This is a genomic window from Dietzia sp. NPDC055343 (assembly GCF_053645265.1).
This window is the reverse complement of record NZ_JBSHMJ010000043.1, coordinates 1-25,151: the sequence shown is the minus strand read 5'-3', so window position 1 is coordinate 25,151 and position 25,151 is coordinate 1. Positions and strand designations below refer to the sequence as shown.

Here is a 25,151-nt window from a genome sequence, read left to right as displayed (position 1 = left end):
TGGTTCGCGGGAATCGTCCACGACATCGCATTCTGCGCATTCATCGAAGGCGCCGACAGCTCAGGACCCGCCGTCGCGATGTCAGGCCAATTCCTCCGCGGCGCCGGAGAAGCACTCACCCGCTAAACCGGCCCACCCAAACTCAGAACGTCTGTCGACCCCCCGTACAGATCGAACGCCGATAGCCAGACCTTAAGACAAGTAGAAAAGACCCTATCTGCACTCTTCGCACATACACGTCCACGATGAACGAGACGTAGCAGAACCCGTCCAGCGTCCAAACGTACGTAAAGTCCGCGACCCACCACTGGTCAGGCCGGGTGGGGGTGTTCCACTTGCGGTCGATCAGATCCGGGTACCGGTCGGCGCTCGGGTCGGACTCGGTCGTGACCGTGTGGCGCTTGCCACGCACGATCCCTGTGATGCCGCAGATGCCCATCAGGCGGGCCACCTGGTCGCGGCCGATGTCGCGTCCACGACGCCGCAGGGCATGCCAGAGCTTGAGCACCCCGTACAGGCCGCGCTGGTCGTGGAACAGGCAGAACACCTCGTGAGCGGTGTACGCGTCGGCCAGCTCGGCATCCGTGGCCGGAGAGGCGGCGCGGGCGTAGTAGGTGCTCGGGGAGATCGTGATGCCGTGCTCGGTGAGCACGCGGCAGATCTGCTCGACCCCGAAATGCACCTTGAACTCGTCGATGTTGGCGACGATCAAGAAAGTCGGCGGTCGAGCTCCGCCGCTGCGAAAAACGCCGAAGCGGTCTTGAGGATCTCGTTCGCCCGCCGCAGCTCGGCGACCTCCCGCTTGAGCCCCTTGACCTCAGCGGACTCCGCCGACGTCGCAGCAGAGGTGACAGCGGGATCGGCCTCGACCCAGTTGCGCAGGGTCGCCGGCTTCGCCCCCAGCAGCTCGCCGACATGCCTGCTGGGCGGCGAGCTTCGAGCACTGCGTATCGGCGAGGTGCTCGTGGTACATCCGGACCGCGCGATCCCGGGTCTCAGACCTGACTTCCACAAGTTGACGCTGTTCTGCTGCTTGGGATTCCGGTTTGCGCTGGTGGGCGAGTTCGGGGCTGGCGTTTGTGACACTAAACGGCCCGGTAGGTTGGGCCTGTGGGGCTGAAATTTCGGAAGGTGCCGACGGGGTCGGGGGCCACGGGCGTGCAGTTGGTCGAGTGGGTCAGCAGCCGGTTGGTGGTGCGCGAGCACCTGGGTTCGGCTCACACCCCCGGCGAGTTGGCGGCGTTGATCGAGGTCGCCAAGCAGCGCATCCAGGGCGATCAGCAGGCGTTAGACCTGGAGTTGAGTGAGCGCGGCGCCGCGGTGATCGACGTGCCGGCAGCGACAGCCGCGCGGATCCAGCAGTCCACGGCGCGGATCCTGTGGCAAGGATTGACCGGTACGTACTCCAGGCTCGGCTTCGACGTGGTGGGCGATACGGTGTTCCGCGACCTGGTGCTGTGCCGTGTGGTGGAGCCGACCAGCAAGTTGGACTCGGTTCGGGTCCTGGGCGAATTGGGGACGCAACCACCGCACGTCAACACGCTTTACAACTGTCTGCAGCGGGTGGTCGGCCGGGACTACCGCGCGCTGATAGCCACCGCCTGCTGGGCCCACGTCAACCGCGCCGGGGGCCCCGGTGTGGCGTTGGTGCTCTACGACTTGACCACCTTGTATTTCGAGGCCGAGAAGGAAGATGACCTGCGCAAAGTCGGTATGAGTAAAGAGCGCAAGGTCGACCCGCAGATCACCGTCGGCCTGCTGGTGGCCCGGGATGGGTTCCCGCTGGACGTGCACGTCTTCGAGGGCAACAAGGCAGAGACCAAGACGCTAATCCCGGTCATCACGGCTTTCCAAAAGCGCCACCAGATCAGCGACATGGTCGTGGTGGCCGATGCGGGCATGCTGTCGGCGGCCAACCTCAATGCGCTGGAAGATGCTGGCCTGTCGTTCATCGTCGGCTCCCGCACTTCCAAGGCGCCCAAGGAGCTCGAGGACCATTTCGGCCGCCGCGGCAATCTGATTGCCGACGACGGCGTCGTGGAGCTGATCCGCCCAATGGGCCAGGGCCGGGACCGGCGAGACCGGCGGGTGGTGTGGCACTACAAATGGGAGCGAGCCAAGCGAGACCGGCGGACGCTGAACGCGCAGATCGACCGCGCCCAACGCGTGGCCGACCGGGCAGAACCACTCAAGAAGCAGCGGTTCGCCCGTGGTCACCGACCAGAAGGTAATCCTGGACGAGGCCTCGATCCAGCGGGCCCGCGAGTCTGCAGGCTACAAGGGGTATGTCACAAACATCGCCCCGGCCGTGATGGACGGCCATGCCGTCGTGGCGGCCTATCACGACCTCTGGAAGGTCGAGCAGTCCTTCCGCATGGCCAAGGCCGACCTGAGGGCGCGCCCGATCTTCCACCGCACCCGCGATGCGATCGAAGCTCACCTCACCGTCGTGTTTGCCGCCCTGGCCGTGGCGCGGCACCTGCAGGACCTCACCGGCATGTCGATCAAGAAGATCGTCACCACCCTGCGACCGCTGCGCACGGTCACCGTCGCCATCGGCGACCACGAAATGCTCGTCGAACCCACAATCCCGGACGCCGCGCGAGCCGTCATCGACGCGATCAACGCAGGGTGACACTAAAACTTGTGGAAGTCAGGTCAGAGTCGAACTTTCGTGGTGCTGCCATGGGGTCCAGTCTTCCTTGTTAGATCGGACCCTCCGACAGAACCAGGGAGGTTCAATGACGGCGGCTAGGAAGTACGTAAACCCGGCGCCAACCGAGCTAGCGCAGTCGCCCCAACGCAGTCCGACGGCATAAACCGTGCTCGCGAGATCCTTGCCAGGACGGAGGAGGCGAGCTCCAGGTGCGCGGCACAAACGGGCAGATCAGAGCGCAGGACACCATCGCACCCGGCAACGATCCGCGTGAGGCAACGCGCATCGCAAGTGCAGAGGGCCCCCGCAGGCAGGAGGCGTGGTCCGCCTACAGGTGGCGGAGCACATTGAGGGCGTTGTCGAGGATGTCAGCGATCGACTCTCCGCCAGAGTCGCGGTGCCACTGTTCTATCGCTGCCTTGCCCCGTCACTGGTGACTGGAGAGAAACGCCTCGATCTCTCGGGCGATCTGCGCAGCCTCTTCGGATCCCACCGCATGGGAGGCGTCGGGATACACCACCACGGCGCCGTTCCGTAGCACTCGTTCGGCGACGTCGGCGGCCTTGCGGGTGTCGTGCATGACGGACCGGCCGGCCAGGATCGCCAGGACCGGCATCTCGAGGCGCTCCAGGTCTTCTTCGGGGATCAGAGCCGGCTGGGGCAGCCTGATCGAGTAGGAGCGCATCGCGGTCTCGATCATCCGGGCCACCGGTACGTCCTCCACCGGCGCGCCCCCGGCGGTGTACGAGGCGAAGGAGTCTCGCCAGGACTTCGGCAGCCAGGGCACAGAGGCCGGGATCGCCCGCACGGCGGTCTCGCCGGGGATGGTGCCGAAGGTGTAGGCGGGATCGATCAGCAGGAGGCTCGCCACCCGCTCGGGGCGATGGACGGCCAGGTTCGCGGCGGTCCAGCCGCCGATGGACAACCCCAGCAGATGGAACCTCTCCTCCGGCAGCTCGGCCAGGGCCTGGTCGAGCCACGCGGCGTTGTCCGCAAAGTCCTCGATCGGGACCTCCTGCACACTCAGGCCCGGCTCCCCCATCAGGTCCAGGACGTAGACGTCCCCCAACTCCACCAGGGAGGGCATGTTGTCCGCCCAGACGGGACTGGGTGAGGACCGGCCGGGCAGCAGCACAAACGGGTGCCGGGTCGGGGAGTCGGTCGTGGCCTCGAACCGGTAGATGCGCACGAACCCGAACCCGGTGCGCACGTCCATCGTCTCGTCCGGGACGGGCATCTCCTGCCAGGCACGGTCGTAGTCGACCTGAAACGCCTCGTACCCCGCGCGGGAATTCCAGTGCCCCACAGGGCTCGGGGTCCGCAGCGCGAACGCCCCGGCCACCGCCGCCATCACCAGCACGACGGCGGTGATGCCCCACACCCGGCGACGACGACGCCCACCCACGGCCGCGCGGCCGGATTCCTGCGCTGTATGGCCCACGGCTCCCCCGAAGCTTTTAACCGATTGGTCAACTTCTGGGTTCGACGGTACCATTTCGCCATGCCAGAGCCCGCGTCACACAGCGACGGTCTGACCCGGATCGAGCGGGAGCGGCGCGCCCAGATCATCGCCGCCACCATCACCCTGGTGGCCGAGCGGGGGTACGCCGAGGCGTCGTTATCCCAGATCGCCCGGGCTGCCGGGGTGGCCAAGGGCACGGTCGTCTACCACTTCTCCACCAAGGACGCGGTTCTGACCGCCTCCTATCAGCAGGTGCTGACCGGTTTGGCCACGCATGTGGGCGAGCAGGTCGAGGCAGTCCCCGCCCGGCTGGCCCCGGGGGCGTACGTGCGAGCGATGATCGGACACCTCACCGCACACCCCGAGCAGGCCCGCACGATCGTGCAGGCAGGACTGGCGGCCGCCGCTCTCGGCGACCGGGTGCGCCCACCCGGCCAGGAACGCTGGGCTCCCCTGGCGAGCATCCTGGGCGAGGCCGCCGACGCCGACGGCCGCACCGCGGACCCGGACGAACTACGGACCCTGGCGGTCCTCACCGGCGGAATGATCGACGCCGTCATCGACGAGTTCCTCGACGACCCGACCTACAACACGAACGCGGCAGCCGAGACAATCATTGAACTACTAACCGACAGGCTCTGACCCCCGCCAGCCACCAGTCGGAGCGCTCCCGCCCCCCGATAACCAGACGTTATGACAAGCCAACGATGCAGAGCCAGCGAGACGCGACTATTTCTACCTTGATACAGGCCGGCGGTAGACCCTCACCCACCGCCGCGTCGACAACAGTCAATTCATTGCGCTCCGACCCTGGCATCATCGCCCACGTGAGCCGTCGGACAGGTCCTGTCGCTGCCGTTCGTCATCCACTTCGACAAAGTGGGCCACTTCAACTCGGAGGTCCACCACCAGCGCATCGCCCACTCAGCCGGACTCCGCGGCTGCTTAGGCCAATCCATCTTTCGCGTTCCGCCTTCCTGCAGCAGATACGAACCCATTTATCTGCCATTCTTCTGAAGTTCAATCGCCTCTTGCCACGTCATCGCGCCCGCTCCAGCACGAACTCGGCCCTTGTATCTAAGGTACCAGTATAGTTCCTCCTCCTCCTGTAAGGGAACGGCGATGGTCACTGTTCTATGTCTGAATATTGCACCCACGGGAATGGGCTGACCAATACGCTCCATTGATCCGGAATCAAGATGTCTCAATAACTCAACCGTCGCCCCACGGGCTACCCCGCCTCCAAAGTTCTTCACCCGTAAACCATAGGTACCCTGTTTAAGATCGACACTATCAATAAGAGCCAGCCCTTCTACCTGAGGCCGAGGCGAAAAGAGGTCCCCTAATCGCTTCGCCGTTCTGCCCCGCAGCGAAGTCTTTCGGCGAGGCGCCCTCTGCGGCTCGAGAGGATGCACTACCTCGACGTCTTTGCTCTTGTACCTCGCCGAGCCCGATTCAACCACCGCTCGGAATGCAACTTGGGATTCTCCCGCATCTCTACGTGCCGTGTTTCGAAGCTGTTGGCGATCAAAGAGCCATACTAATTGCCCCCCGCGAGCCTCCAATGAATACGGCAGTTCGATCCCTTTTTCCGGCTGCGCTTCGCCATAGACCCGCCCGACCGGCGATTCTAGATAGACACCTTGAACCTGCATCGGACTGGCACCATCGTTTGTTATCTTGACAATAACGGCGGCACGCCCGTGCCATCGAGGAAATTTTGGGTCAATAATAATCGGGGTTGATAGGTTCACACTGATGCGAGGGCCCGACCGGCGATAAGACACAATCGACACAATTAGAGCACCGGCAGCGATGGCCATCGAAATTCCACTTGTTTGAAACTGCGCTAGGATCACGCCAGCGATTTCATGCATCTAAATCCCCCATCCGGCAGCCTTTTCGAACCCCCAAGACATTGATGCACCCTAGAGCTTCGCACAAGAACAATATCTACCGGCACCGCGCTCCTGACTATTTGCGCGGACTCGTTTCCAACGTAGAAGCTGCCTGACACCAGTAAGGCTCCCGGCGGGATGATCCGAGATCGCAAAGCATCGACCCCTTCGGGACAAACCCGCTAAAGCCAGCGTCTCCCGCAGTCGCCTCGCTCACTGCCTCGCCGAGGACGTCGACCGCTGTGGCGGCTACTTCGACACTCCAAGTTTCCACGTCTTCAGGGGCAATGGCGCTGCCCTCCCGGGACCTAGTTGTACTGACCGGACACGTTAGTCGGTACGGATCGTCGGGATCGATAACGTGCCGTCAATGCTTCGGCACGCACGTACATCGCATCGCGGACGGATTCTGGCGCTAGTACTTCGGCGTCCGTATCAAGCCGCCACACTGCCCACACCGCGTGGCGCAGGTCTTCGAAGGTCACGTCGAGGCGGATCCAATCATCCAGCTCCGGTTCCTCGGCCCGGACAGCGCTGGCATTCTCCAGCAGTTCCTCACGACGTGAGGTCTTGATGCGGACGACGACGGGGATGTGTTTCTCGGAGAGGAACTGTGCGGTGCGCTCGGCCCAGATGCGGTCGAGATCGACCTGCGCGGGGCGTTGCGCTGGTTCGGGGAGCGCTTCGGCGCTGAGCATCCGAGACAGACGGTAAGTCCGATCGTCTCCAGACCTCGTCGCCAGCAGGTAGGTGCGCCCGCGGACGGTGACCAGTCCAATCGGATCGACGGTTCGACGACTCGGTGCTTTACCAGGTGCCGCGTAGTTGAATCGCAGCCGGCGGCCGGTGAGCACCGCGGCTCGGACCTCGCTCATGACGCCGTCGGCCAGGTCTTCGGTGGGGGCAAGGCGAGAGAGCAGGTCGGTCTCCGGCTCCACGAGGAACCGTTTGGCCGCATCGCCGAGACGCACCTGGTGCCCCTCGGGCAGCGCGTCGACGACCTTGCGCATCGCCGAGGCTAGCGGTGCGCTGAGGCCGAAGACCTTCTCGCCGCGGTCTGATCCGGCGGTGAGCAGCGCGAGTGCCTCGTCATGGTTCAGCCCGGTCAGTTCGGTGCGGAAGCCGGGAAGGAGTGAATAGCCGCCGTGTCGACCACGGTCGGCGTAAACGGGGACGCCCGCAGTCGAGAGGGCGTCGATGTCGCGCAGCACGGTGCGCGTGGACACTTCGAGCTCCCCGGCCAGCTGGTCGGCGGTCATTCGGCCTCGCTGACGCAGCAGCAGCACCAGCGAGACCAGTCGGTCTGCTCGCATGCATCCATTCTTACCAGAAAACACGACACAAGGTGTCGTGATTCGTCGAGAGGCTAGTAGTACAGCGTCGAGGACGGCGACCATAGGGCAGCCGGGCGCTGCGAAACGAACGAATGGAGCAGCAATGGAACGCACGGCAGTAAACCCGGTGACGTGGTCGCAGGAGATGGGCTTCAACCAAGGCGAGGTCGTCTCGGGAGAGGCGCGGACCCTGTACATCTCCGGGCAGACGGCGATGAACAAGGACGGCCAGCCCGAGCACGACGGGGACGTCGAGGCCCAGCTCGCGCTGGCCGTGGCGAACCTCGAGGCCGTGCTCGCGGAGGCCGGCATGTCGCTGGAGAACCTGGTCCGCCTCAACGTCTACACCACCGACGTGGACGCGCTGTTCCCGCACTACGGCGTGCTCGCCGGGAAGCTCGGGGCGGCAGGAGTCGCCCCGACTACCACGATGCTCGGCGTCACCCGCCTGGCGATCCCCGGCCAAATGGTCGAGCTCGAAGGAACCGCTGTCGCGTAACGCTTCCCCCTATCGAAACTCATCTGAGACGGCCAGCAGGGTAACCCTGCTGGCCGTCGGCCCGTCCTAAGGAGTCCCATGTCCCACGCAAACGCCGCTCTGACTCCCCGCCACCGCCTCAAAGTCGCTTGCCTGGTCGTAGATGACGGCTGGCCGATCAGCGAGGTCGCCGCTCGCTTCCAGGTGTCCTGGCCGACAGTGAAGCGGTGGGTAGACCGCTACGCAAATGGCGAATCGATGCACGACCGGTCCTCGCGACCGAAGACCTCACCGAACAAGACGCGCAAGGCGACGACGAAGCGGTGCGTGAACCTGCGCCTGCGACTTCGCGAAGGGCCGGTCCAACTCGCGAGCAGGCTCGGAATCGCGCCGTCCACCGTGCATCGAATCCTCACGACCGCCCGACTGAACCGTCTCGCATACGTAGACCGCGCCACAGGCGAACCTGTCCGCCGTTACGAGCATGACTACCCCGGGTCACTCGTGCACGTGGATGTAAAGAAGCTCGGGAACATCCCCGACGGAGGCGGCTGGCGCTATGTCGGCCGCCGCCAAGGCGACAAGAACCGCTCCGCCACCCCAGGCAAGCCCCGCAGCAAGTGGCACAACCCCAAGCTGGGGTACGCGTTCGTGCACACCGTCATCGACGACCACTCCCGCGTCGCGTACACCGAAGTCCACGACGACGAGACCGCCATCACCGCCGTCGCCGTCCTGCACCGGGCGGTCAACTGGTTCGCCGACCGCGGCGTCACCATCGAACGCGTCCTGTCGGACAACGGCGGCGCGTACCGCTCCCTCCTGTGGCGCGACACCTGCGAGGAACTTTCGATCACACCGAAGCGCACGCGGCCTTACCGCCCGCAGACCAACGGGAAAGTCGAGAGGTTCCACCGCACCATGGCCGACGGGTGGGCCTACGCGCGCTGCTACCGCAGCGAACAGGAACGACGCGACGCCCTGCAGCCCTGGCTGCACCACTACAACCAACATCGACCGCACACGGCCTGCGGCAATCAGCCACCCTTCTCACGATTGATCAACGTGTCCGGTCAGTACACCTAGTCGTCCCTACGCCCGATTTTTGAACCTGCACCTTCGAGATCACGTCTCCATGTCACCTGGTGGTTTGACGATCATTTGTAAGTTCGAGATTCCACCTTGGTTCACACAGTCTTGCGCTAAGGCGTAGACGCTTGCAATGAAAGCCGAGTCAGGGCCTTCCGCGTCGACCGACACTTCGACGGGAGTGAAGCCGTGAATGGGGGTGGAGAACTCTGCGGTGAAGCCGAAGCCATCGTGCGTCAGGATAGTTAGCGGCTCATTACCGTCCCATTCGACCCCGACGCGGAGGTCGTAATCGTCGTTGCCAGTTAACTGAGCAGTCGCGCGAACTAGCGCCATGAAGTCGGCGACACCGCACTCCATACCTTGAGCTTCGATATGCGAACCGGGGTGTGTCTCACTCGCTGCGAACGGGTGCCCGCCAACGCTAGTTGCAAGCGTGACCGAGCCGTCGTGGTGGAGAGTCGCCCATGACTCCTTCCATCGCTCCCGCTTCTCTGTCGCTGTGTTCCGTGCAACCCAGCGCCGCAGGCCTGGCCGCAGATTATGCCGCTCCACACTTTCGAGGGGATGAATTCCGTCCTGCTCGGTGTACTGCTTCCCCATGGCCAGTGCATCGTTGAACGCAATGCTGGCATGCTCGCGGTCCACAGCCAAGTGAGACAAAGGCCTGCGGGGATGAGCAACCGCGACTAGCCACGCACGGTGAGCAGTGTCCCGGCCACGTGCTGATTCATCGTAGAGTCTGTCCGTCACTTCAGTGGCTTTGCGGCGTTCGTCGAACCGCGCCCGGTACATCGCTTCGAGTCGCCGCTCATCCATCCATGTGGTGTCGGCGTCATCGCGAACGGGCGCGCCGAAGAACTGGTTGTTGAAGATCAGATGTGGTCCGTCGATGCTTGCCGGAACCTCAACTACAACGGCGCGCCGGGGCTCTCGGCCAAACTGGTGGATTTTGAGTCCGAATACCGGAGGGGTGATGGCCCTCATCGCTACGGCACGAAGCGTCCGCTCGTAGTTCTCGCTGAACTCGCCGGCATCCGCTCGCCCATTCGCGGCCTTCTCGCTTTCGGTCACACCGAAGACGATGACTCCACCGCCAGCGTTAGCCATCGCGGCCGCGTCCTTGAAGAAGTCCGAGTCCCGCAGCTTCGAGCTGTCTGGTAGTCGAGTCTTCCAATCGAGATCCGTCGTTTCCTCAACTCCAGCGCGTACCGCCTGGTCCAGAAGGTCCTCAGTCAGCGGCCCCGGCTCAGCACCAACTGCTCGGTGAAGGGCTGTAAAAGTCATCAACCGAACCTACTGGCCATGCAGCAGCGCGAGTGTTCGTTTGGCGAGGTCGAGAAGCTGACTGAGGAATTCAGCCAGATAATGTGGGGCGCTGACCGGCCCTGGCACACGGCCGCTGGCCGCCGGTAAGGCGGGCTGGGACTTCTGCATCATCAACTTCTCCGCAGCCGGCGACCCAACTGTCGAAATGGAAATGCAGGTCTCGTCTCGGCCTACTCTCACGTCAAGGACGCCCTGCTCAACCTGGGTCCGCCACGTTGGCGGTTCCAGCTTCTACTCGCTGAAGTGCCCGGTACAACGTAGAACGCCCGACTCCGAGATCACGGGCGATCGCTGATGGCCCCTCCCCCTCCTCGATGCGGGCTCGGGCCTTGTCGATCTGTTTGTCGGTCAGGACGCGTTTGCGTCCCTTGTACTTGCCCTTCGCCTTGGCGATGGCGATGCCCTCGGCCTGGCGTTCACGGATGATGGCCCGCTCGAACTCCGCGAACGCCCCGAGCAGCGAGAGCATCAGATCCGCTCGCGGATCCTGGGCACCGGCGGCGTAGGTGGCCCGCTCGTGAACGAACTCCACGCTGGCTCCCTTGGCGGTGATCTCGCCAACGATCTGCTTCAGGTCGACCAGGGAACGAGCGAGCCGGTCCATCGAAGCGACAACCAGCTCGTCACCGTCTCGCAGATACCTGATGCACTCGGCGAGCTTCACTCGATCAGCACGCGAGCGAGCCGACTGCTTCTCGACGTAGACCTGGTCACACTCCCCCACTGCCTCGAGCTGACGCGCCTCATTCTGATCCGCGGCCGACACCCGTACGTACGCCACCCGCTGCCCGCGCGGACGCGACGATCGGCGAGCCGGCTTCGGTTCCGCCTTTGGCTTCCCTTCGACGATGTTCTCCGAGTCCGTCGACTCCACCCGAAAGTTCCAACCCAACTCGTCCCGGCGCCGGAACCGAGTCCGCACCTTCCCGCGGCTGACGATGAGCACCTCCTCGCCACCATCACCCGAACGGTTCAGCAACGTCCCGATCCGATCAGCCATCGGAAATCCCCTCCGCTCGTAATCTGTATCAATACACCTTAGACCCGACGAGACGACGTTTCATAAGCTTCGAACTCGACCCTGTGACACAGCGAGAACATTGACGGCTCGCCCGTCCCGCACGGGTGTACCCAAAAGGGACGAGGCGGAGCCTCACGTGCCGACGATGTGAACCGAACCGCTATCTGGCGGATGTCTCCGGCGCCAGGTGGCGGTGGAGTGCTCCGGAAGCTCACACTTTCCGCACAAACGCCGATAGGTCCCGCCAGATGCGCGACTCCGGCGGACGCACGGGAACTGAGGTAGTTCCTCAGTAGTGAACGCCGGACGCAACTGGCTCAGGAGTGCGTGCGAACGACGACGTGACAATGCTCCGCAGTTTGGATAACATACAGGTGAGCAATGAGTCGGCCCTCTGGGCTTACGCCCCGACAGTCGGCCAGGCCCCTAGGTGTAGCTACGGCAGCCAGGGGCTGCTCTTTTTTTACACCTCATCTAGTCCCCGGCCTCAAGAAAATGCACTTGAGGCTTCACGATCTCGAAGAGCTCGTCGGTTCCGTCTGTGTGAGTGATGGTTCGGCGGAACGCGGATGACACGAGATCTGGAAGCCACAGCAGCCGCTCGGCACTTGGAGAGGTCTGCAGGAGTCGCGTGTTTCGTGGGACTCGATTTTCGCGGATCAGTTCTTTGTGGTTCTTGTCATCCTTATTCCGGAAGTTGCTCTGGTTGCGCTCTTCGAGGATGAGCAACTCTATAGGGCTCCAACTGCCGGCTCGGCCAGCGGCGAGTTCTTCCGCTAACGATCGATAGCAGGCGCGACGAGCGTCTTCTGCATCATGGTCGACAGGGTCTACGGACACCTGATGGGCAATCACGCAGGTCTCCTTCCCGTCAGCGAGATACCCGAGCATGTCCTCAGTGGCCCGTCGCCCTCCTGCCGTGAGCAGAGCCTCGGTGGTGTGCCAGTGCGGCGAGCCCGCAATCTCGAGAAGCCCTCCACGCAACTCGTCCATGTCATCTTGAGCAACAACAACCGCGGTGAAGAGGTAGAACGTCTTGCGGTGGTGCTCTATCGGGTCCGGCGCCTGATAGGACTCGTCGAGGTAGGCGACGTGACTCTTCGTTCGGCGGTACGCCTCGGCGACAATCGACGCCTTGCGGTCAGAGAAGCCCATCTGGGGCATCTTAGACGCGCGCCGGCAGCACGCCTTCGACTTGGCCGCAATGTAAACGACGACAACATTAGAACGGCAGACTTCTCCCTACGAGAGTGTTAGGTGCGATTTTTCCTAGTCGTCCTGCTTCTTCTTCGCCTCAATCAGTCGGATGGCGCGTGCGTTAACGCGATCCGAGATCAAGGGAAGGAGGCGGAGCACAAAGTGCCCGGCCCCAAGGAGCAGGACGGCCGCGAGGTCCAGCTTGTCGACGATGTCGAGAACCTGCATATCGCAACCTCCCCTCATGGTGGAGAGATGCCACACCTGGCCGATTGCCAGGCTGAGTGCCGCGGCCAGGTATTGGCCAGCGACCTGAATTGCGCCTAGGCGCGGGCTGCCAGCGTCATGGCCAGCAGGTTGCGGCGGGCGAAATGACGAAAACCCGGTCTGTGACCGGGTTTTTGAGCGCACGAATCCGCAACAAGAGAAATATAGCATTTTCGACTGTCAGGCTCGGCGAATACTCTAAGCCCAGTCGTTGCGCGAGAATAGGCAGTCTCTAGCGGTGCGTCCACGAACTTCCCGACGGGGAATGAAGGACAATCGGAGCAACCCCACCGCTTGCATCCTGAAAGGTTGCTCACGTGTCATCGCCTTGGCTCACTACTGCTGTTTCGGAGTTCGGGCAGCGTTGCAAAGCCAAGTTGGCCGGTCCGGGTGAGGCAGAAGCAGCGATCCGGGCTCCGATCGAACAGCTACTCGCCGCCGCTGGCGAGCACCTTTCCTTGGATGTGGTCCCACACGACGAGGTCCGCGACGACGACCGTGGAGTTCGTCCCGACTACGCGATCAGCGTCGGCGGTGCGACCACTGGGTACGTCGAAGTCAAGAAGCCTGGTGCCAACTTGGACCCGGACTCCATGCGAGGCCACAACCTCAGACAGTGGACGAGGCAGAAGGACCTGCCGAACCTGATCTACACCAATGGCACGGAATGGCGGCTCTACCGAGATAGCGAGCCGGTCGGAGATCCGATACACCTTGCCGGCGGGCCGCTCCGCACGGCTGGAGCGGAGCTTTCCGCGCCCGCAGAGTTCGAGCAGTTCCTGACCGACTTCCTGCGGTGGGAGCCAGCGCCCATCACCAGCGTGATCGCTCTTGTTCGGGCTATCGCGCCGCTGACTCGACTTCTGCGCGGTGAAGTCTTGGACCAGCTCGCCACCGAGCAGCGCAAGATCAAGGCAGGAGCTCGACGCGAAGATCAGCCATTCCATGGACTCGCCAGGGACTGGCGACACCTGCTATTTCCGACCGCTGACGACGCGACCTTCGCCGACGGCTACGCGCAGACCGTCACGTTTGCCCTCCTCCTTGCCCGAACCGAAGGCATCACACTCGCCGATGCCGGCGGCCTGCACGCAGTGGGCACGAAATTGGCGGGACAGCACTCCCTCATGGCCCGGGCGCTTCAGCTGCTGACTGACTACGTCGCAGCTGACTTCAAGGTCACCATCGACCTCCTGGTGCGTGTCATCGACGCCGTGCAGTGGCCGAAGGTCCGCGCCGGCCGCCGCGACACCTATCTCCACCTGTACGAAACCTTCCTCGACGTCTACGACCCGCAGCTGCGGCAAAAATCCGGCTCGTACTACACACCACGTGAAGTGGTCGAGCAAATGGTCCGCCTCACCGAAGAAGTACTCGAAACACGATTGGGTAGAACCGCAGGATTCGCAGACCCGGATGTGGTCGTGGCCGACCCCGCGATGGGCACGGGCACATTCCTACACACGATCATCGAGCACGTCGCGGCCCGAGTGGCCGAGCGAGACGGGCAGGGAGCCGTTGCGGGGGCAGTAAGCCAGCTCGCCGAGCGGATTGTGGGATTCGAGCTCCAGACGGGCCCATTCGCCGTCGCCGAACTACGAGCCACCGACCTACTCGCCGATCTTGGAGCCAGCCTCCCACCGGCAGGCCTGGGAATGTACGTCACCGACACCCTCGACGATCCCCACGCCGAGCAGACCCAGCTCGGATCCGGTCTTGAGTTGATCAGTCGGTCTAGGTCAAGGGCTGCCCGTATCAAGGCCAAGTCCAAAGTCACTGTGGTGATCGGCAACCCGCGGGTTCGCAGACGAGCTGACCACCCCGGGCATCCGAGGGCCGGTGACCAGTGCGATCTGTGAAGCTGTCGTCACCGGGTTGCCATCGCCGACGGTCTCGTGGTTAAGGACTCGCTTCGCACGATCGCGGCACGAATCGGCAAAAACGTCTCCACGGTCTCGAGGGAGGTCCGCCGGCACAGCAGCACCGGCCGGCATCTGCCGTACCAGGCCGATCGAGCTGCTGCCGTGGCCAGGTCACGGCCCAAGCAGGCCAAACTGGTGACGAACGCGGTCCTGAGGGCAGCGGTCGAGGAAGGTCTGTTCCGAAAGCTGTCCCCGGAACAGGTCTCCAATCGTCTGCGCCGGGATCACCCCGACGACGAAAGCATGCGGGTGAGCCACGAAACGATCTACCAAGCGCTGTACTTCCAAGCCCGGGGCGGCCTCAAACGTGAGGTGAAACTGGCACTGCGGACCGGTCGCACCAGGCGGAAACCGCAGCGCAAAGAAGGTGAACGGTATCAGCGGTGATAGTGCCCCATAGAGTGGGACCTTATAGGAGCTTGTGCAGCGGCCCCATCACTGTCTTGTCCACCTCGTGGTCTGGAGTGTTCCCGCTACCGAGTGCTATTGCCAGCCTCAGCAGCCGCGCCCTGATCTCACCAACCCGCCCGCACTACCGGAGAACCTCAAGTGGACGAGCCGGACCCGACCGGCCGATCCCGCACGCCCAAAACCCCTCGACCGGCAGACCGAGAGTCACACCGCCCTCACGCTCGACATCGGTGGAACGAGTCTCTTAGCGCCCGCCGGTCTCGGCCCGCAGAATCGCCGGCAGAACCACGTGTGGCTCGGGGATCATCCCGGGTGTGACGCGGTGCCGGAATACCCAGTAGCTCCATGCCTGGTAACAGAGGATCACGGGCAGCGCCACGACCGTGATGGCGGTCAACACGCCGAGGGTATACGTACTGTGCGCCGCGGACTGCACCGTGATGTCGAAGGCACTGTCGATTGTGGACGGCAGCAGAACCGGGAACATGGCCAGGAAGATCGCGGCCAGCCCGAACAGGCCGGTGCCGGCATAGCCGGTAAACGCGAGCCCTTCCCGGCCCGCGCGTGCCTGAGCCCATCCGACGCCACCGGAGACCACGGCGAGAAGGGCGACCGTCCACCCCGCCGGTCCGGCACCGTGCTCGAATTGCACCATCGCAATCCAGACGAGCAGCGGCAGCAGGCAGAGGGGAGCCCACCGGACGGCGAAACCGGATGCGCGCCGCCGCACTGGGCCGTCGGCCTTGAGCGCCAGGAACGTGGCGGAGTGGGCCAGGGCAAATCCCACCACGGCGAGGCCACCGACGAGGGCGGGCCACGAGAGCCAGGCAAAGGGACCGCCGACGCGGTCGCCGTTGCCGTCGATAGGCAGTCCGATCGAGGTGAGCGCGAGCAGCGCGCCGATGAAGAACGCGACGGCCGCGGAACCGAGGCCGATCATGTACGTCCAGAACGTCGCCCAGACCCTTGTGCCGACCTTGCCCCGGTACTCGATACCGACGGCCCGCACGATGAGTCCGAGCAACGCGAGGGTCAGCGGCACGTAGAGGGCGGACAGTAGCGCGGCGTACCAGGGCGAGAACGCGGCGAAGAGGGCAGCGACGGCGGTGATGAGCCACACCTCGTTGCCGTCCCAGACGGGGCCGATGGTGTTGAGCATGACGCGGCGGTCGCGTTCGCTGCGGGTCGAGAAGATCATGTGCATGCCCACGCCCAGATCGAATCCCTCGAGCAGGAGGTACCCGGTCCACAGGAGGGCGATGGCGACAAACCAGATGATTGCAAGGGGTTCCATGGTTGTTCCTCGTCTCGTGGTCAGTAGGCAAACGACAGCACGTCGTCGTGCTCGCCGTCCGGGTCGTCGACGTCGTCGTCGTCCTGACCAACGAGTTCGGGCATCGCACTGGCGACTCCACCGCGCGTATACCGCACCAGCAGGTACACCTCGACGACCAGCAGAACCCCGTAGACGGAGCCCAGGGAGATGAGGGAGAACAGCAGCTCCCCGGCGGTCACACCGGGAGATACGGCGGCCTGGGTGTACATGTACACGGAGTCGGCTCCGGTCACGGCGGGGTTCGGGGCCACGACGAACGGCTGTCGGCCCATCTCGGTGAAGATCCATCCGGCGATGTTCGCGGCGAACGGTGCGAGGATTCCGGCGAGCGCGAGTCGCATGAGCCCGCGGGATCCGGGGACGGTGCCGCGCCGGGTGAGCCACAGGGCAACCGCTCCGGCGGCGGCGACTATCCCGCCGAGGCCGATCATGAGGCGAAAGCCCCAGTAGGTCACCCACATGACGGGGACGTACTCGATCTGCGCGCCCGCCCGGTCGCCGTACAGGGCGTCGTCCGGAATCGTCTCGCCGTAACGGTCCACGTACTCGGGTTCGAGGTCGCGAATACCCGGCATGTCGACGCCCCACTCCCCGGTGGCGAGGAAGCCGAGAACGCCGGGGACCTCGATGAGAGTGGTGACGTCGCGGCAGTCCGTGGATCCCGGGTTGCCCAGCGAGAGCACCGAGAAGGAGGAGCCGGAGTGGCAGGCGGCCTCGGCGGCAGCCATCTTCATGGGCTGCTGCTCGTACATGAGTTTGCCCTGGATGTCGCCGGTGACGACTGTGCCGAGGAACCCCACCATGGCGACTATCGCGCCGAATCGCAGGGACCAGATCCAGACGCCGTGGTCGGTGCGGTCGCGTCCTGGTATGTCCTGGGCCTGCCCCACGATCACGTGCCCGCGCTCGTCGACGGTGTCGATCCCGTCATGCCGGCGGCGCCACAGGTGGTACCAGGCGATCCCGAGCAGGAACATCCCTCCCACCACGAGCGCACCAAAGACGGCGTGGGTGAACGCTGCCAGTGCGGTGTTGTTGGTGAGCACGGCCCACACGTCAGTCATGACCGGCCGGCCGTCCTCGCCGAGCTCGACGCCCACGGGGTGCTGCATCCACGAGTTGGCGACGATGATGAAGTACGCCGAGACCCAGGATCCGATCACCGCGCACCACAGGGCCGCGAGGTGCACGCCCTTGCGCAGCCTGCCCCAGCCGAAGATCCAGATACCGAGGAAGGTCGATTCGAGGAAGAAGGCGAGCAGACCCTCGAGCGCGAGCGGGGCACCGAACACGTCCCCGACGAACCGGGAGTACTCGCTCCAGGCCATTCCGAACTGGAACTCCTGGACCAGGCCCGTGGCCACGCCGAGGATGAAGTTGATGAGGTAGAGCTTTCCCCAGAATTTGGTCATCCGGAGAAATTTCTCCTGGCCGCTGCGCACCCAGGCGGTGTGCATCACGGCAACCATCGCCCCGAGTCCGATAGTGAGCGGGACCATGAGGAAGTGGTAGACGGTCGTGATGCCGAACTGCCAGCGTGCGATCTCGACAACGTCCATAGGACGCCAACCCCTTTCACCGGATCGGGTGTCGTGTTCACCCGCCATCGGCATTCTACATAGCGTAGAAATATTTCTACCGAGAGTCGAATTTCTTTCGCCACTGATAGAATCCGGCTACAAAGCAGGAGGAGAGGATCACCGTGGCGACCCTGGGCGAGTTGGAGCGTGCCGTTATGGACGTAATCTGGGACCACAGTGGGCCGGTGACGGCGTACGACGTCAAGGGCGTGCTCGACAGCTCCCGGGAGCGCCCACCCGCCGTGACCACCCTGCTCACGGTCTTGAGCCGCCTTGCACGCAAAGGTCTGGTCGTCTCGGATCGCACCGCGCGCCCCCACCGCTACCGCGCTGTGGCCTCGCGGGAGGAGTACACCGCGGAACTCATGCACGAAGTCCTTGGAGACTCCCGGGACCGGCACGCGGTACTTGCACGGTTCGTCGGCGGGGTCTCCAACGATGAGGCGGCGGCGTTACGCACGCTACTGAAGGGAAACGGCTGATCCCCCAGTCGGCGATGTCCACCGGCGCCGTGGGGCTCCTGTTGGCCGGGGTCGCCCTGGCCCTGGCCTGGCCGGTGCCGGTTCTGTTGGCTCGCGCGCGCTGGCCGATGCACGCCCCGGCCCGCGCGCTCCTTCTCTGGCAGGCCATCGGCCTGGCCGGCGGGGTCTCGATGATCGGGGCACTCGCGCTGATCGGCCGCGCGGTCGCGCCGGAGCATCCCCTGGCCGCGGTGATCCCTGCGATCCTGCTGGGCTGTTATCTTCTCGCTCACCTCGGTGCGACCGTCGTCCAGGTCACGCGGCAACGGCGCCGACATCTGACGCTGCTCCAACTACTCACGGCGCCCCATCCGACCCGCGCGCGAACGCGCGTGATCGACGAGGCCGCACCGGTGGCATATTGCATCCCCCGTGGCGCCGGTTCCGTCACGGTGCTCTCCCAGGGGCTGCTCGACAACCTGGATCCCGACGAGCTCGCGGCCGTGATTGCCCACGAACGCGCGCACGTGGAGCAGCGGCACGACATCCTGCAATTGGCGTTCCGGGCCTGGCGGTCCGCACTACCGGGACTTCCCACCGCGGTCCTCGCGGAGACGGAGGTCGCCGCGATGGTGGAGATGTTGGCCGACGACCGAGCCCGCCGAGAGGTACGGGACGAAGTGGTGGCCCGCGCGATCCTGAGGGTTGGTGCGGCCGACGGTAGCGGCTATGGCGACCACGACGACCACGACGACTACGACGACGGCGGCCGCATGAGCGATCGACTCCGCCGTCTCGGCGCGCCGGCTCCCGGCCACGAGTCATGAACAGGGCGGGCCAAGCGGCTCGCTCCGGCCCGTTCAGCTGAGTCGGCCCGCCTGGTCCTCGGGCCGCCGGTCATCGTGGCGGTGCGAGACCAGGATCACCACCTTGTCATCGGCGGCGGTGCGGAGGTCGCTCATCATGGCGTCGGCTGTCGGCGTGTCCAGGTGCGCAGTCGGCTCGTCGAGCAGGAGGACGTCGGCGCGAGTGAGCAGTGCTCGCGCCACCGCCAACCGTTGACGCTCCCCTCCCGACAACGCCCGACCACCGGCTCCGACCCGGGTGCCCAGACCGTCCGGGAGCGCGTCGAGCAGCGGGGTCAGGCCGACCTGCTCGAGGACCCGTCGCATCGCGGCGTCGTCGGGGGCCTGCGCGGACGGCCTGGACAGGAGAAGATTGCCGCGCAGGGTGGAGTCGAAGACATAGGCGTCCTGTGGACACCAGGCCACACGGGATCGCCATGCCTTTTCGGCGAACGTCGTGATCGGAGAGGTGTCGGCCCGGATCGTTCCGCCGCTGAGGGGCAGTGCCCCCATCACGGCGGACAGGAGTGTGGACTTTCCCGATCCGGACGGCCCGTCGAGGAACAACCAGCGCCCCGTGCGCGCAACAGCATCCACACCCGCCACGGCCGGGCGCGCAGTGTGCGGATACCGAACACTCACTTGCTCCAGCGTCACCGAATTTACGGGCCCGTTCGGCGCACCAACGCCCCACGTGGCCTGCGGGAAGGGTCCCAGTACGGAGCCGAGGCTGTGCAGCAGTGAGCGCACGGACGGCACACGGTGCACTGCCGCGACCCACGCGGCGAGAGGCTCGCCCAGCGCCAGGCACAGTAGAGCAATCACACTGGCTCGTTCCGCGTCCACCGCCGGATCGGTCACTGCCACGAGCACCGCCAGGATGCCCGTGCCTGCTGTCACCGCCGCCGTGCCGAGCCCGGCGCCGCGGGTCGCGCGCCGTTCGTCGGCGGACTGCTTCCGGTTTATCTCGTCGAGTCGGGCGACCGCCGCCGCTGCCACCCCGTTACCGCGCAGGTCCGCAGCCGCTGCACTCAATGACGCCGATCCCCGCACCAGACGAGACCGACCCGCGACCCTGGCTACGTCACCCCCACGTTCGACCGTTGCCACCAGGCCCGCTCCGAGTGCCATGGTCGTGACCAAGCCCGCCCCCACCAGCACGGTGAACTCAGGAGTGACCAACCAGGTGGTGAGCGTGGCCCCCAGCAGTACGGCCACTCCGGAGATCAGGGGCGTAACGACCCGGGGGAGTTGATCCCGCAGTTCATCGGCCTGGGTCACGAGGTAGTCCAGCGGCGCCCCACCTTCGAGCAGTCGCCGGGACCCGGTACCTCGTGCTGCGATCGCCCGCCAGAGCCGCAGTCGGAGATCGTCGATGGTCCGGAAGGCGGCGTGGTGGGTGAGCAACTGCTCAGCGTATGTGGCCACCGAGCGTCCGATCCCGAACGCTCGGACTCCGACGATCGCCACCAGGAGATACATGATGTATTCCTCGACGCTCGATCGGACGATCAACCATCCCGAAAGCGCCGTGAGAGCCAAGCCCAGGGAGGTGGCGAGCACCGAGAGTCCTACCGCCCCCGCCCAGAGCCCGCCGTGGGCACCGATCAGCGCACCGAGCGACAGACGCCCGGTGCCGCCTACCCCGCTAGACATCGGATCGCCCGCCCCCTCCCGGACTCCCTGTTCCGGGCTCCGCTCGTGGCGGCCCGGGTCGGCATTGCCGTCCGCAGCGGGGATCCGCGAGACGCCGAGATCACTGCCCGGGACGGCCTCGGGGTCCTGGAACTCGGGGTGCCGGGCCATGGGGAGCGCAGATGCGTCGCCGCCTGCACGGCTGGTCGGGCCACAGATCCGGACGGTGCTCGTGGCGAGGTCGAGTGTCTTCGGTTCGTGGCTCGCAAGCACGATGGTGGCACGCTCGGCTCGGCGCAGGATCGCGCCCCGGACCAGCTCAGCGGCATGGTGGTCGAGGTGGGCGGTCGGCTCGTCGAGCACGAGCAGGCGGGCGCCGGCGTCCACGCGGGCCAGTGCACGCGCCACAGACAGGCGCCGGAGTTCCCCCGGGCTTAGTTCGGCGGCAGCGGACTCGTCGACCCGGGATAGTCCGACCTCGGCGAGCGCGGCCGCGGGATCCGCGCCGTACAACTCGAGTTCCTCCCGCGGGGTGGCACCGAACACCCGCGGCGACTGGGGTGACCACCCCACGAGGTCCGCTTCGATTCCCATGACTCGCCCGCGCACTGTCGCATCGTCCGGCAGCGCCCCGACCAGAGCCGAGAGGAACGTGGACTTACCGGCTCCGCTGGCCCCGGTAACGGCGACGATGCCGCTCAGCTCTGCATCGAGGCCAGTCAATGCCGCGGCCCCACGACCGGAGTATCGGATTTCGAGCTCAGCCACGCGGATCGTAGCGCCGTCAGCGTTCCGCAGGTCGGCCTCAGGCGATGTTTCGAGATGTTCGCGCACACGATGCAGTGAGGCGAGGCCGTCCTGTGAAGCGTGGAACGCCACCCCCACCCGGCGAAGGACCGTAAAGCACTCCGGTGCGAGCAGCAATGCGAGCAGTGCGGGTTGCAGGTCCATCGTCCCGTTGAGCAAACGGAGGCCTAAGAAGACCGCTACCACCGCCACGGAGAGCGTCGCGATGAGCTCGAGCGCCAGGGCGGACAGGAACGCCCATCTCAGCGTCTCCCGAGTGCGACGGCCGTAGTTCCGCTGGATGGCGTCAAGTGAGTCCGTCTGCTCCTCGACGCGGCCGAGCCCGACCAGAACGGGCAGCCCACGAGCCAGTTCGACCAGATGGTCGGACAGCCTGGTCAGCGCACTCAACGCCGCGTCCGTGCGTTGACCGGTGTGCCGGCCGATCAGGACCATGAACAGTGGCACCAGTGGGATCGTCACCACGATCACCAGGGCACTGACCCAGTCGGCGGCGAGGACACGGGCCAGGAGAAGCGGGGGCACCACGATCGCCGCGATAATGGCAGGCACGGACTGCACGTAATACTGGTCCAGATCGTCCAACCCATCTGTGGCGAGCACCGCGGTCCCGCCCCGGGGGTCGTGCGCTCGCACCGTCCGGCGCCACAGCCTGCCCCGCAGGCCGTGCTTGACGGCGGTGGCTACCCTGCGGGCACTCGTCTCGGTCGCCCATTCGGCAGCGGCCCGCAGCAGCGCACCGCCCAGACCGAGTATCAGGATCGCCCGCACCGACCCGGCGGGCAGGGTGCCGGCCGCCAGTCCCGCGATGCCTCGCGCCACAGCCTCCGCCACCAGCACTAGCCCCAGTGCCCGGAGGGCAGCCAGTAGTCCCAGCGCCACGAGGGCGGAACTCGGCGCGGGCCCGAGGTCCGGGCGTGCGGAAGTCCGCTTCACAGTCCGCTCGGCCTCGAGCACCCAGGGGTCGATTCCCTCGGCGGGCCGCGCCGTCGACCTGCGCATCATCATCCACACACGTCCTCACCGGCAGGTTCACCGCAGACGATTCCCGCCTCAGCCGTCTAAATTCTACATACCGTAGAAACACTGGTGTGTGCCCCCGCACGCGGGCGCACCGTTGACTCGGCCACGAACGCTCTACGGCCCGCGTCGTCGGGTGGCAGGTCTCGAAGATCCGGGAAACCGACTTGGCACCGGACGCGTTGAACATGGCGATCTGGCAACGCGCTCACGCCGGTGCCGACTGAATCGCACTGGGTCTGATGGAGGCTCGGCTATTGGATTCCGACCAGGGTCTGGTCGGCCCGTTTCGTAGCGTAGAACGTCTCCTCGAACTCTGCTGGCGGCACGTCATTAAGATAGCCGTGCAGGCGGTCGTTGTTGTGCCAGTGGACCCAGCTCAAGGTGGCCAGCTCGATGTCCTCGACGGTCTTCCACGGCCGTCCCTCGCGGGCAGGGCCGCGGATGAGTTCGGCCTTGTAGTAGCCATTGACCGTCTCAGCGAGCGCATTAATCGTAGGAATCTGCGATGGTGCCGATCGAGGGAGTTGCTCCGATTTCGGCGAGGCGTTCGCCGTAGCGAATCGACGTGAACCGCGACCCGGCATCGCCGTGACACCGCAGGCCGGTCAGCTGGGTGCCGCGTGACCAGCGGGCCATCTCGATCGCGTCGAGGACCATCGTGGTGCGCATGTGCGAGGCGACCCGCCACCCGACGATCGTTCGTGAGAAGGCGTCGATGATGAAGCAGACGTAGGCGACGCCAGTCCAGGTCGGGACGAATGTCAGGTCGGTGACCCACGGGGCTGGTGCGCGAGTAGGTGACATCTGATCTGGCTTGCCCTGCGGGGCTGGCCTGGAAGGATGTTGTTGTGCCCAAGCCCTACCCCCAGGAGTTCCGCGACGACGTTGTTCGCGTCGCTCAGAATCGTGAAGACGGTGTGACGCTCGAGCAGATTGCCGCCGACTTCGGTATCCATCCCATGACGTTGCAGAAGTGGATTCGCAAGGCCGATGTCGAAGCCGGGATCAAGCCCGGCACCACGTCAGCCGAGTCGCGTGAGCTGCGTGAGGCCAAGCGGCGTGTGCGACTGCTGGAGCAGGAGAACGAGGTCCTGCGCCGCGCTGCTGCCTACCTGTCCCAGGCGAATCTGCCGGGAAAAGGTGGTACCCGCTCGTGAGCGAGCTCGCCGCTGACGGCATCCCCGTCGCGGTGGCGTGTCGGGTACTTGGAATCGCTCGTCAGCCCTACTACCGATGGCTCAAGAACCCGGTCACCGATGCCGAACTCGCCGAGGCGTACCGGGCCAACGCCCTGTTCGACGCCCACCGCGAGGACCCCGAGTTCGGCTACCGCTACCTGGCCGACGAAGCCGAGACCGCAGGCGAGAAGATGTGCCGGCGGACCGCCTGGCGAATCTGCTCAACCGGTGGCTGGACCAGCACCATCAGCAAGAAGGGCCGCGGCAAGCATCGCAAGGCCGGCCCACCCGTGCACGACGATCTCGTCGAGCGGGACTTCACCGCGGTTGGTCCCAACGAGTTGTGGCTGACCGACATCACCGAGCATTGGACGGCCGAGGGAAAGCTGTATCTGTGCGCGATCAAGGACGTCTACTCAGGCCGGATTGTCGGGTATTCGATCGACTCGAGAATGAAGTCCCGCCTGGCCGTGGCCGCGCTGACCAGCGCCGTCGCCAGGCGGGGCGCCGTGACCGGCTGCGTCCTACACAGCGATAGAGGTTCTCAATATCGCTCGAAGAAGATGCAGAAGGCCATCACCCGGCACGGCATGCTCGGGTCGATGGGAAGGGTCGGTGCTGCTGGGGACAACGCGGCGATGGAGAGCTTCTTTTCGCTGCTGCAAAACAACGTTCTCGACCGTCGATCCTGGGCCTCCCGAGACGAGCTCCGCACCGCGATCGTGCACTGGATCGAACGCACCTACCACCGCCGCAGACGACAAGACCGCCTCGGCAGATTGACCCCCATCGAATACGAGACCATCATCAACCACGAGGCCCTTCAGGCCGCGTGACTAACCGTGTCACCTAACCGTGCATCAGCCCCCACAACTGGTTCGGCGCGGTGGCAGTGAAGTCGCGACGCACGAGGTCAGGGCGGCGCGGCATCCCCGGGTCGGGTTGTGTGGTGCGCACTCGCTTGCTGCGCCGGACGCCCTCGATCCCGCCAGCCCGCATCAGCCGGGCGACCTGGTCCCGGCCGATGTCGTGACCAGCACGCCCGCGGAACGAAGCCCGGAACACTGTCCACGACGACCCCCAACCCGTGGAAACCTGCATCTAATGCAAGGGACCTGCGGCACGCTGCGCCACGACCACACTGACAGTCCCACCAGGACTAGCGCGGCGATTGGCAGGATCCACCGCCCCAGCAGAAAAGCTTGGAGCTGCCACAGCTGCT

The 25,151-nt window shown here is 65.1% G+C and carries 16 protein-coding genes, 5 pseudogenes and 1 other annotated feature; of the genes and pseudogenes, 9 read left to right on the top strand and 12 right to left on the bottom strand.

Features of this window, described 5'->3' with window-relative positions; genetic code table 11:
* Window positions 1-220: 220 nt before the first annotated feature.
* Window positions 221-973 (bottom strand): annotated as a pseudogene (locus ACWIE7_RS16100) (IS3 family transposase); the annotation flags it as partial.
* Window positions 620-751: a sequence feature (AL1L pseudoknot), on the bottom strand. (Overlaps the previous pseudogene by 132 nt.)
* Window positions 974-1,116: 143 nt before the next feature.
* Here ACWIE7_RS16100 and ACWIE7_RS16095 point away from each other — a divergent pair.
* Window positions 1,117-2,635 (top strand): annotated as a pseudogene (locus ACWIE7_RS16095) (IS1634 family transposase).
* A gap of 448 nt (window positions 2,636-3,083) precedes the next feature.
* Here ACWIE7_RS16095 and ACWIE7_RS16090 read toward each other — a convergent pair.
* Entirely contained in the window at window positions 3,084-4,097 is a 1,014-nt protein-coding gene (locus ACWIE7_RS16090; protein ID WP_454069936.1) for an alpha/beta fold hydrolase, read from the bottom strand.
* Between the two features lie 60 nt (window positions 4,098-4,157).
* On the opposite strand from ACWIE7_RS16090, the gene ACWIE7_RS16085 reads away from it, so the two are divergent.
* A complete protein-coding gene (locus ACWIE7_RS16085) occupies window positions 4,158-4,760 on the top strand; it encodes a TetR/AcrR family transcriptional regulator (RefSeq protein WP_454069935.1) in 603 nt (200 codons plus the stop codon).
* Between the two features lie 1,564 nt (window positions 4,761-6,324).
* On the opposite strand, the gene ACWIE7_RS16080 is transcribed toward ACWIE7_RS16085, so the two are convergent.
* Window positions 6,325-7,329, bottom strand: coding sequence for a helix-turn-helix transcriptional regulator (locus ACWIE7_RS16080; RefSeq protein ID WP_454069934.1), 1,005 nt, complete (start codon window positions 7,327-7,329; stop codon window positions 6,325-6,327).
* Window positions 7,330-7,453: 124 nt separating this feature from the next.
* Here ACWIE7_RS16080 and ACWIE7_RS16075 point away from each other — a divergent pair, with 124 nt between their 5' ends.
* Window positions 7,454-7,849, top strand: a complete 396-nt coding sequence (locus ACWIE7_RS16075) for a RidA family protein (protein ID WP_156607363.1) — start codon at window positions 7,454-7,456, stop codon at window positions 7,847-7,849.
* Window positions 7,850-7,927: 78 nt separating this feature from the next.
* A complete protein-coding gene (locus ACWIE7_RS16070; RefSeq protein WP_454069933.1) occupies window positions 7,928-8,914 on the top strand; it encodes an IS481 family transposase in 987 nt (328 codons plus the stop codon).
* A gap of 39 nt (window positions 8,915-8,953) precedes the next feature.
* Here the strand turns inward: ACWIE7_RS16070 and ACWIE7_RS16065 are convergent, their stop codons facing one another.
* From ACWIE7_RS16065 to ACWIE7_RS16050, 4 genes are all read right to left on the bottom strand, one after another.
* Entirely contained in the window at window positions 8,954-10,204 is a 1,251-nt protein-coding gene (locus ACWIE7_RS16065) for an RNA-binding domain-containing protein (protein WP_454069932.1), read from the bottom strand.
* Between the two features lie 238 nt (window positions 10,205-10,442).
* Entirely contained in the window at window positions 10,443-11,246 is an 804-nt protein-coding gene (locus ACWIE7_RS16060) for a recombinase family protein (RefSeq protein WP_454069931.1), read from the bottom strand.
* A gap of 495 nt (window positions 11,247-11,741) precedes the next feature.
* The gene (locus tag ACWIE7_RS16055) at window positions 11,742-12,422 is read right to left on the bottom strand and encodes a hypothetical protein (RefSeq protein WP_230931459.1); all 681 of its coding nucleotides are present in this window, start codon (window positions 12,420-12,422) and stop codon (window positions 11,742-11,744) included.
* A 114-nt stretch (window positions 12,423-12,536) separates the two neighbouring features.
* A complete protein-coding gene (locus ACWIE7_RS16050; RefSeq protein ID WP_159981229.1) occupies window positions 12,537-12,692 on the bottom strand; it encodes a hypothetical protein in 156 nt (51 codons plus the stop codon).
* 356 nt (window positions 12,693-13,048) lie between these two features.
* Here ACWIE7_RS16050 and ACWIE7_RS16045 point away from each other — a divergent pair, with 356 nt between their 5' ends.
* Window positions 13,049-14,590 (top strand): N-6 DNA methylase, encoded by a 1,542-nt coding sequence (locus ACWIE7_RS16045; protein ID WP_230931460.1) that lies wholly within the window; start codon window positions 13,049-13,051, stop codon window positions 14,588-14,590.
* A pseudogene (locus ACWIE7_RS16040) lies at window positions 14,591-15,037 on the top strand (transposase); the annotation flags it as partial.
* 271 nt (window positions 15,038-15,308) lie between these two features.
* Here the strand turns inward: ACWIE7_RS16040 and cydB are convergent.
* Window positions 15,309-16,358: a cytochrome d ubiquinol oxidase subunit II gene (gene cydB, locus ACWIE7_RS16035; RefSeq protein WP_096907666.1), complete on the bottom strand. Its 1,050-nt coding sequence runs from the start codon at window positions 16,356-16,358 to the stop codon at window positions 15,309-15,311.
* A 20-nt stretch (window positions 16,359-16,378) separates the two neighbouring features.
* The gene (locus ACWIE7_RS16030; RefSeq protein ID WP_096907664.1) at window positions 16,379-17,959 is read right to left on the bottom strand and encodes a cytochrome ubiquinol oxidase subunit I; all 1,581 of its coding nucleotides are present in this window, start codon (window positions 17,957-17,959) and stop codon (window positions 16,379-16,381) included.
* A gap of 143 nt (window positions 17,960-18,102) precedes the next feature.
* Here ACWIE7_RS16030 and ACWIE7_RS16025 point away from each other — a divergent pair, with 143 nt between their 5' ends.
* Entirely contained in the window at window positions 18,103-18,462 is a 360-nt protein-coding gene (locus ACWIE7_RS16025) for a BlaI/MecI/CopY family transcriptional regulator (protein ID WP_070719688.1), read from the top strand.
* Between the two features lie 14 nt (window positions 18,463-18,476).
* Complete coding sequence (locus tag ACWIE7_RS16020) at window positions 18,477-19,268, top strand: M56 family metallopeptidase (RefSeq protein WP_096907662.1); 792 nt, start codon at window positions 18,477-18,479, stop codon at window positions 19,266-19,268.
* A gap of 33 nt (window positions 19,269-19,301) precedes the next feature.
* Here the strand turns inward: ACWIE7_RS16020 and cydC are convergent, their stop codons facing one another.
* Together cydC and ACWIE7_RS16010 are read right to left on the bottom strand one after the other, a co-directional pair.
* Entirely contained in the window at window positions 19,302-22,736 is a 3,435-nt protein-coding gene (cydC, locus tag ACWIE7_RS16015; protein ID WP_230931462.1) for a thiol reductant ABC exporter subunit CydC, read from the bottom strand.
* A 266-nt stretch (window positions 22,737-23,002) separates the two neighbouring features.
* Window positions 23,003-23,540 (bottom strand): annotated as a pseudogene (locus tag ACWIE7_RS16010) (IS3 family transposase); the annotation flags it as partial.
* A gap of 59 nt (window positions 23,541-23,599) precedes the next feature.
* Between ACWIE7_RS16010 and ACWIE7_RS16005 the strand changes: the two are divergent.
* Window positions 23,600-24,765, top strand: a protein-coding gene (locus tag ACWIE7_RS16005; RefSeq protein ID WP_454069930.1) for an IS3 family transposase whose coding sequence is annotated in 2 segments (ribosomal slippage) — window positions 23,600-23,884 and window positions 23,887-24,765 — 1,164 coding nt in all. Because the reading frame shifts where the segments join, the coding sequence is not laid out codon by codon here.
* A 31-nt stretch (window positions 24,766-24,796) separates the two neighbouring features.
* On the opposite strand, the pseudogene ACWIE7_RS16000 reads toward ACWIE7_RS16005, so the two are convergent.
* Window positions 24,797-24,970 (bottom strand): annotated as a pseudogene (locus ACWIE7_RS16000) (IS3 family transposase); the annotation flags it as partial.
* Window positions 24,971-25,151: the final 181 nt, after the last annotated feature.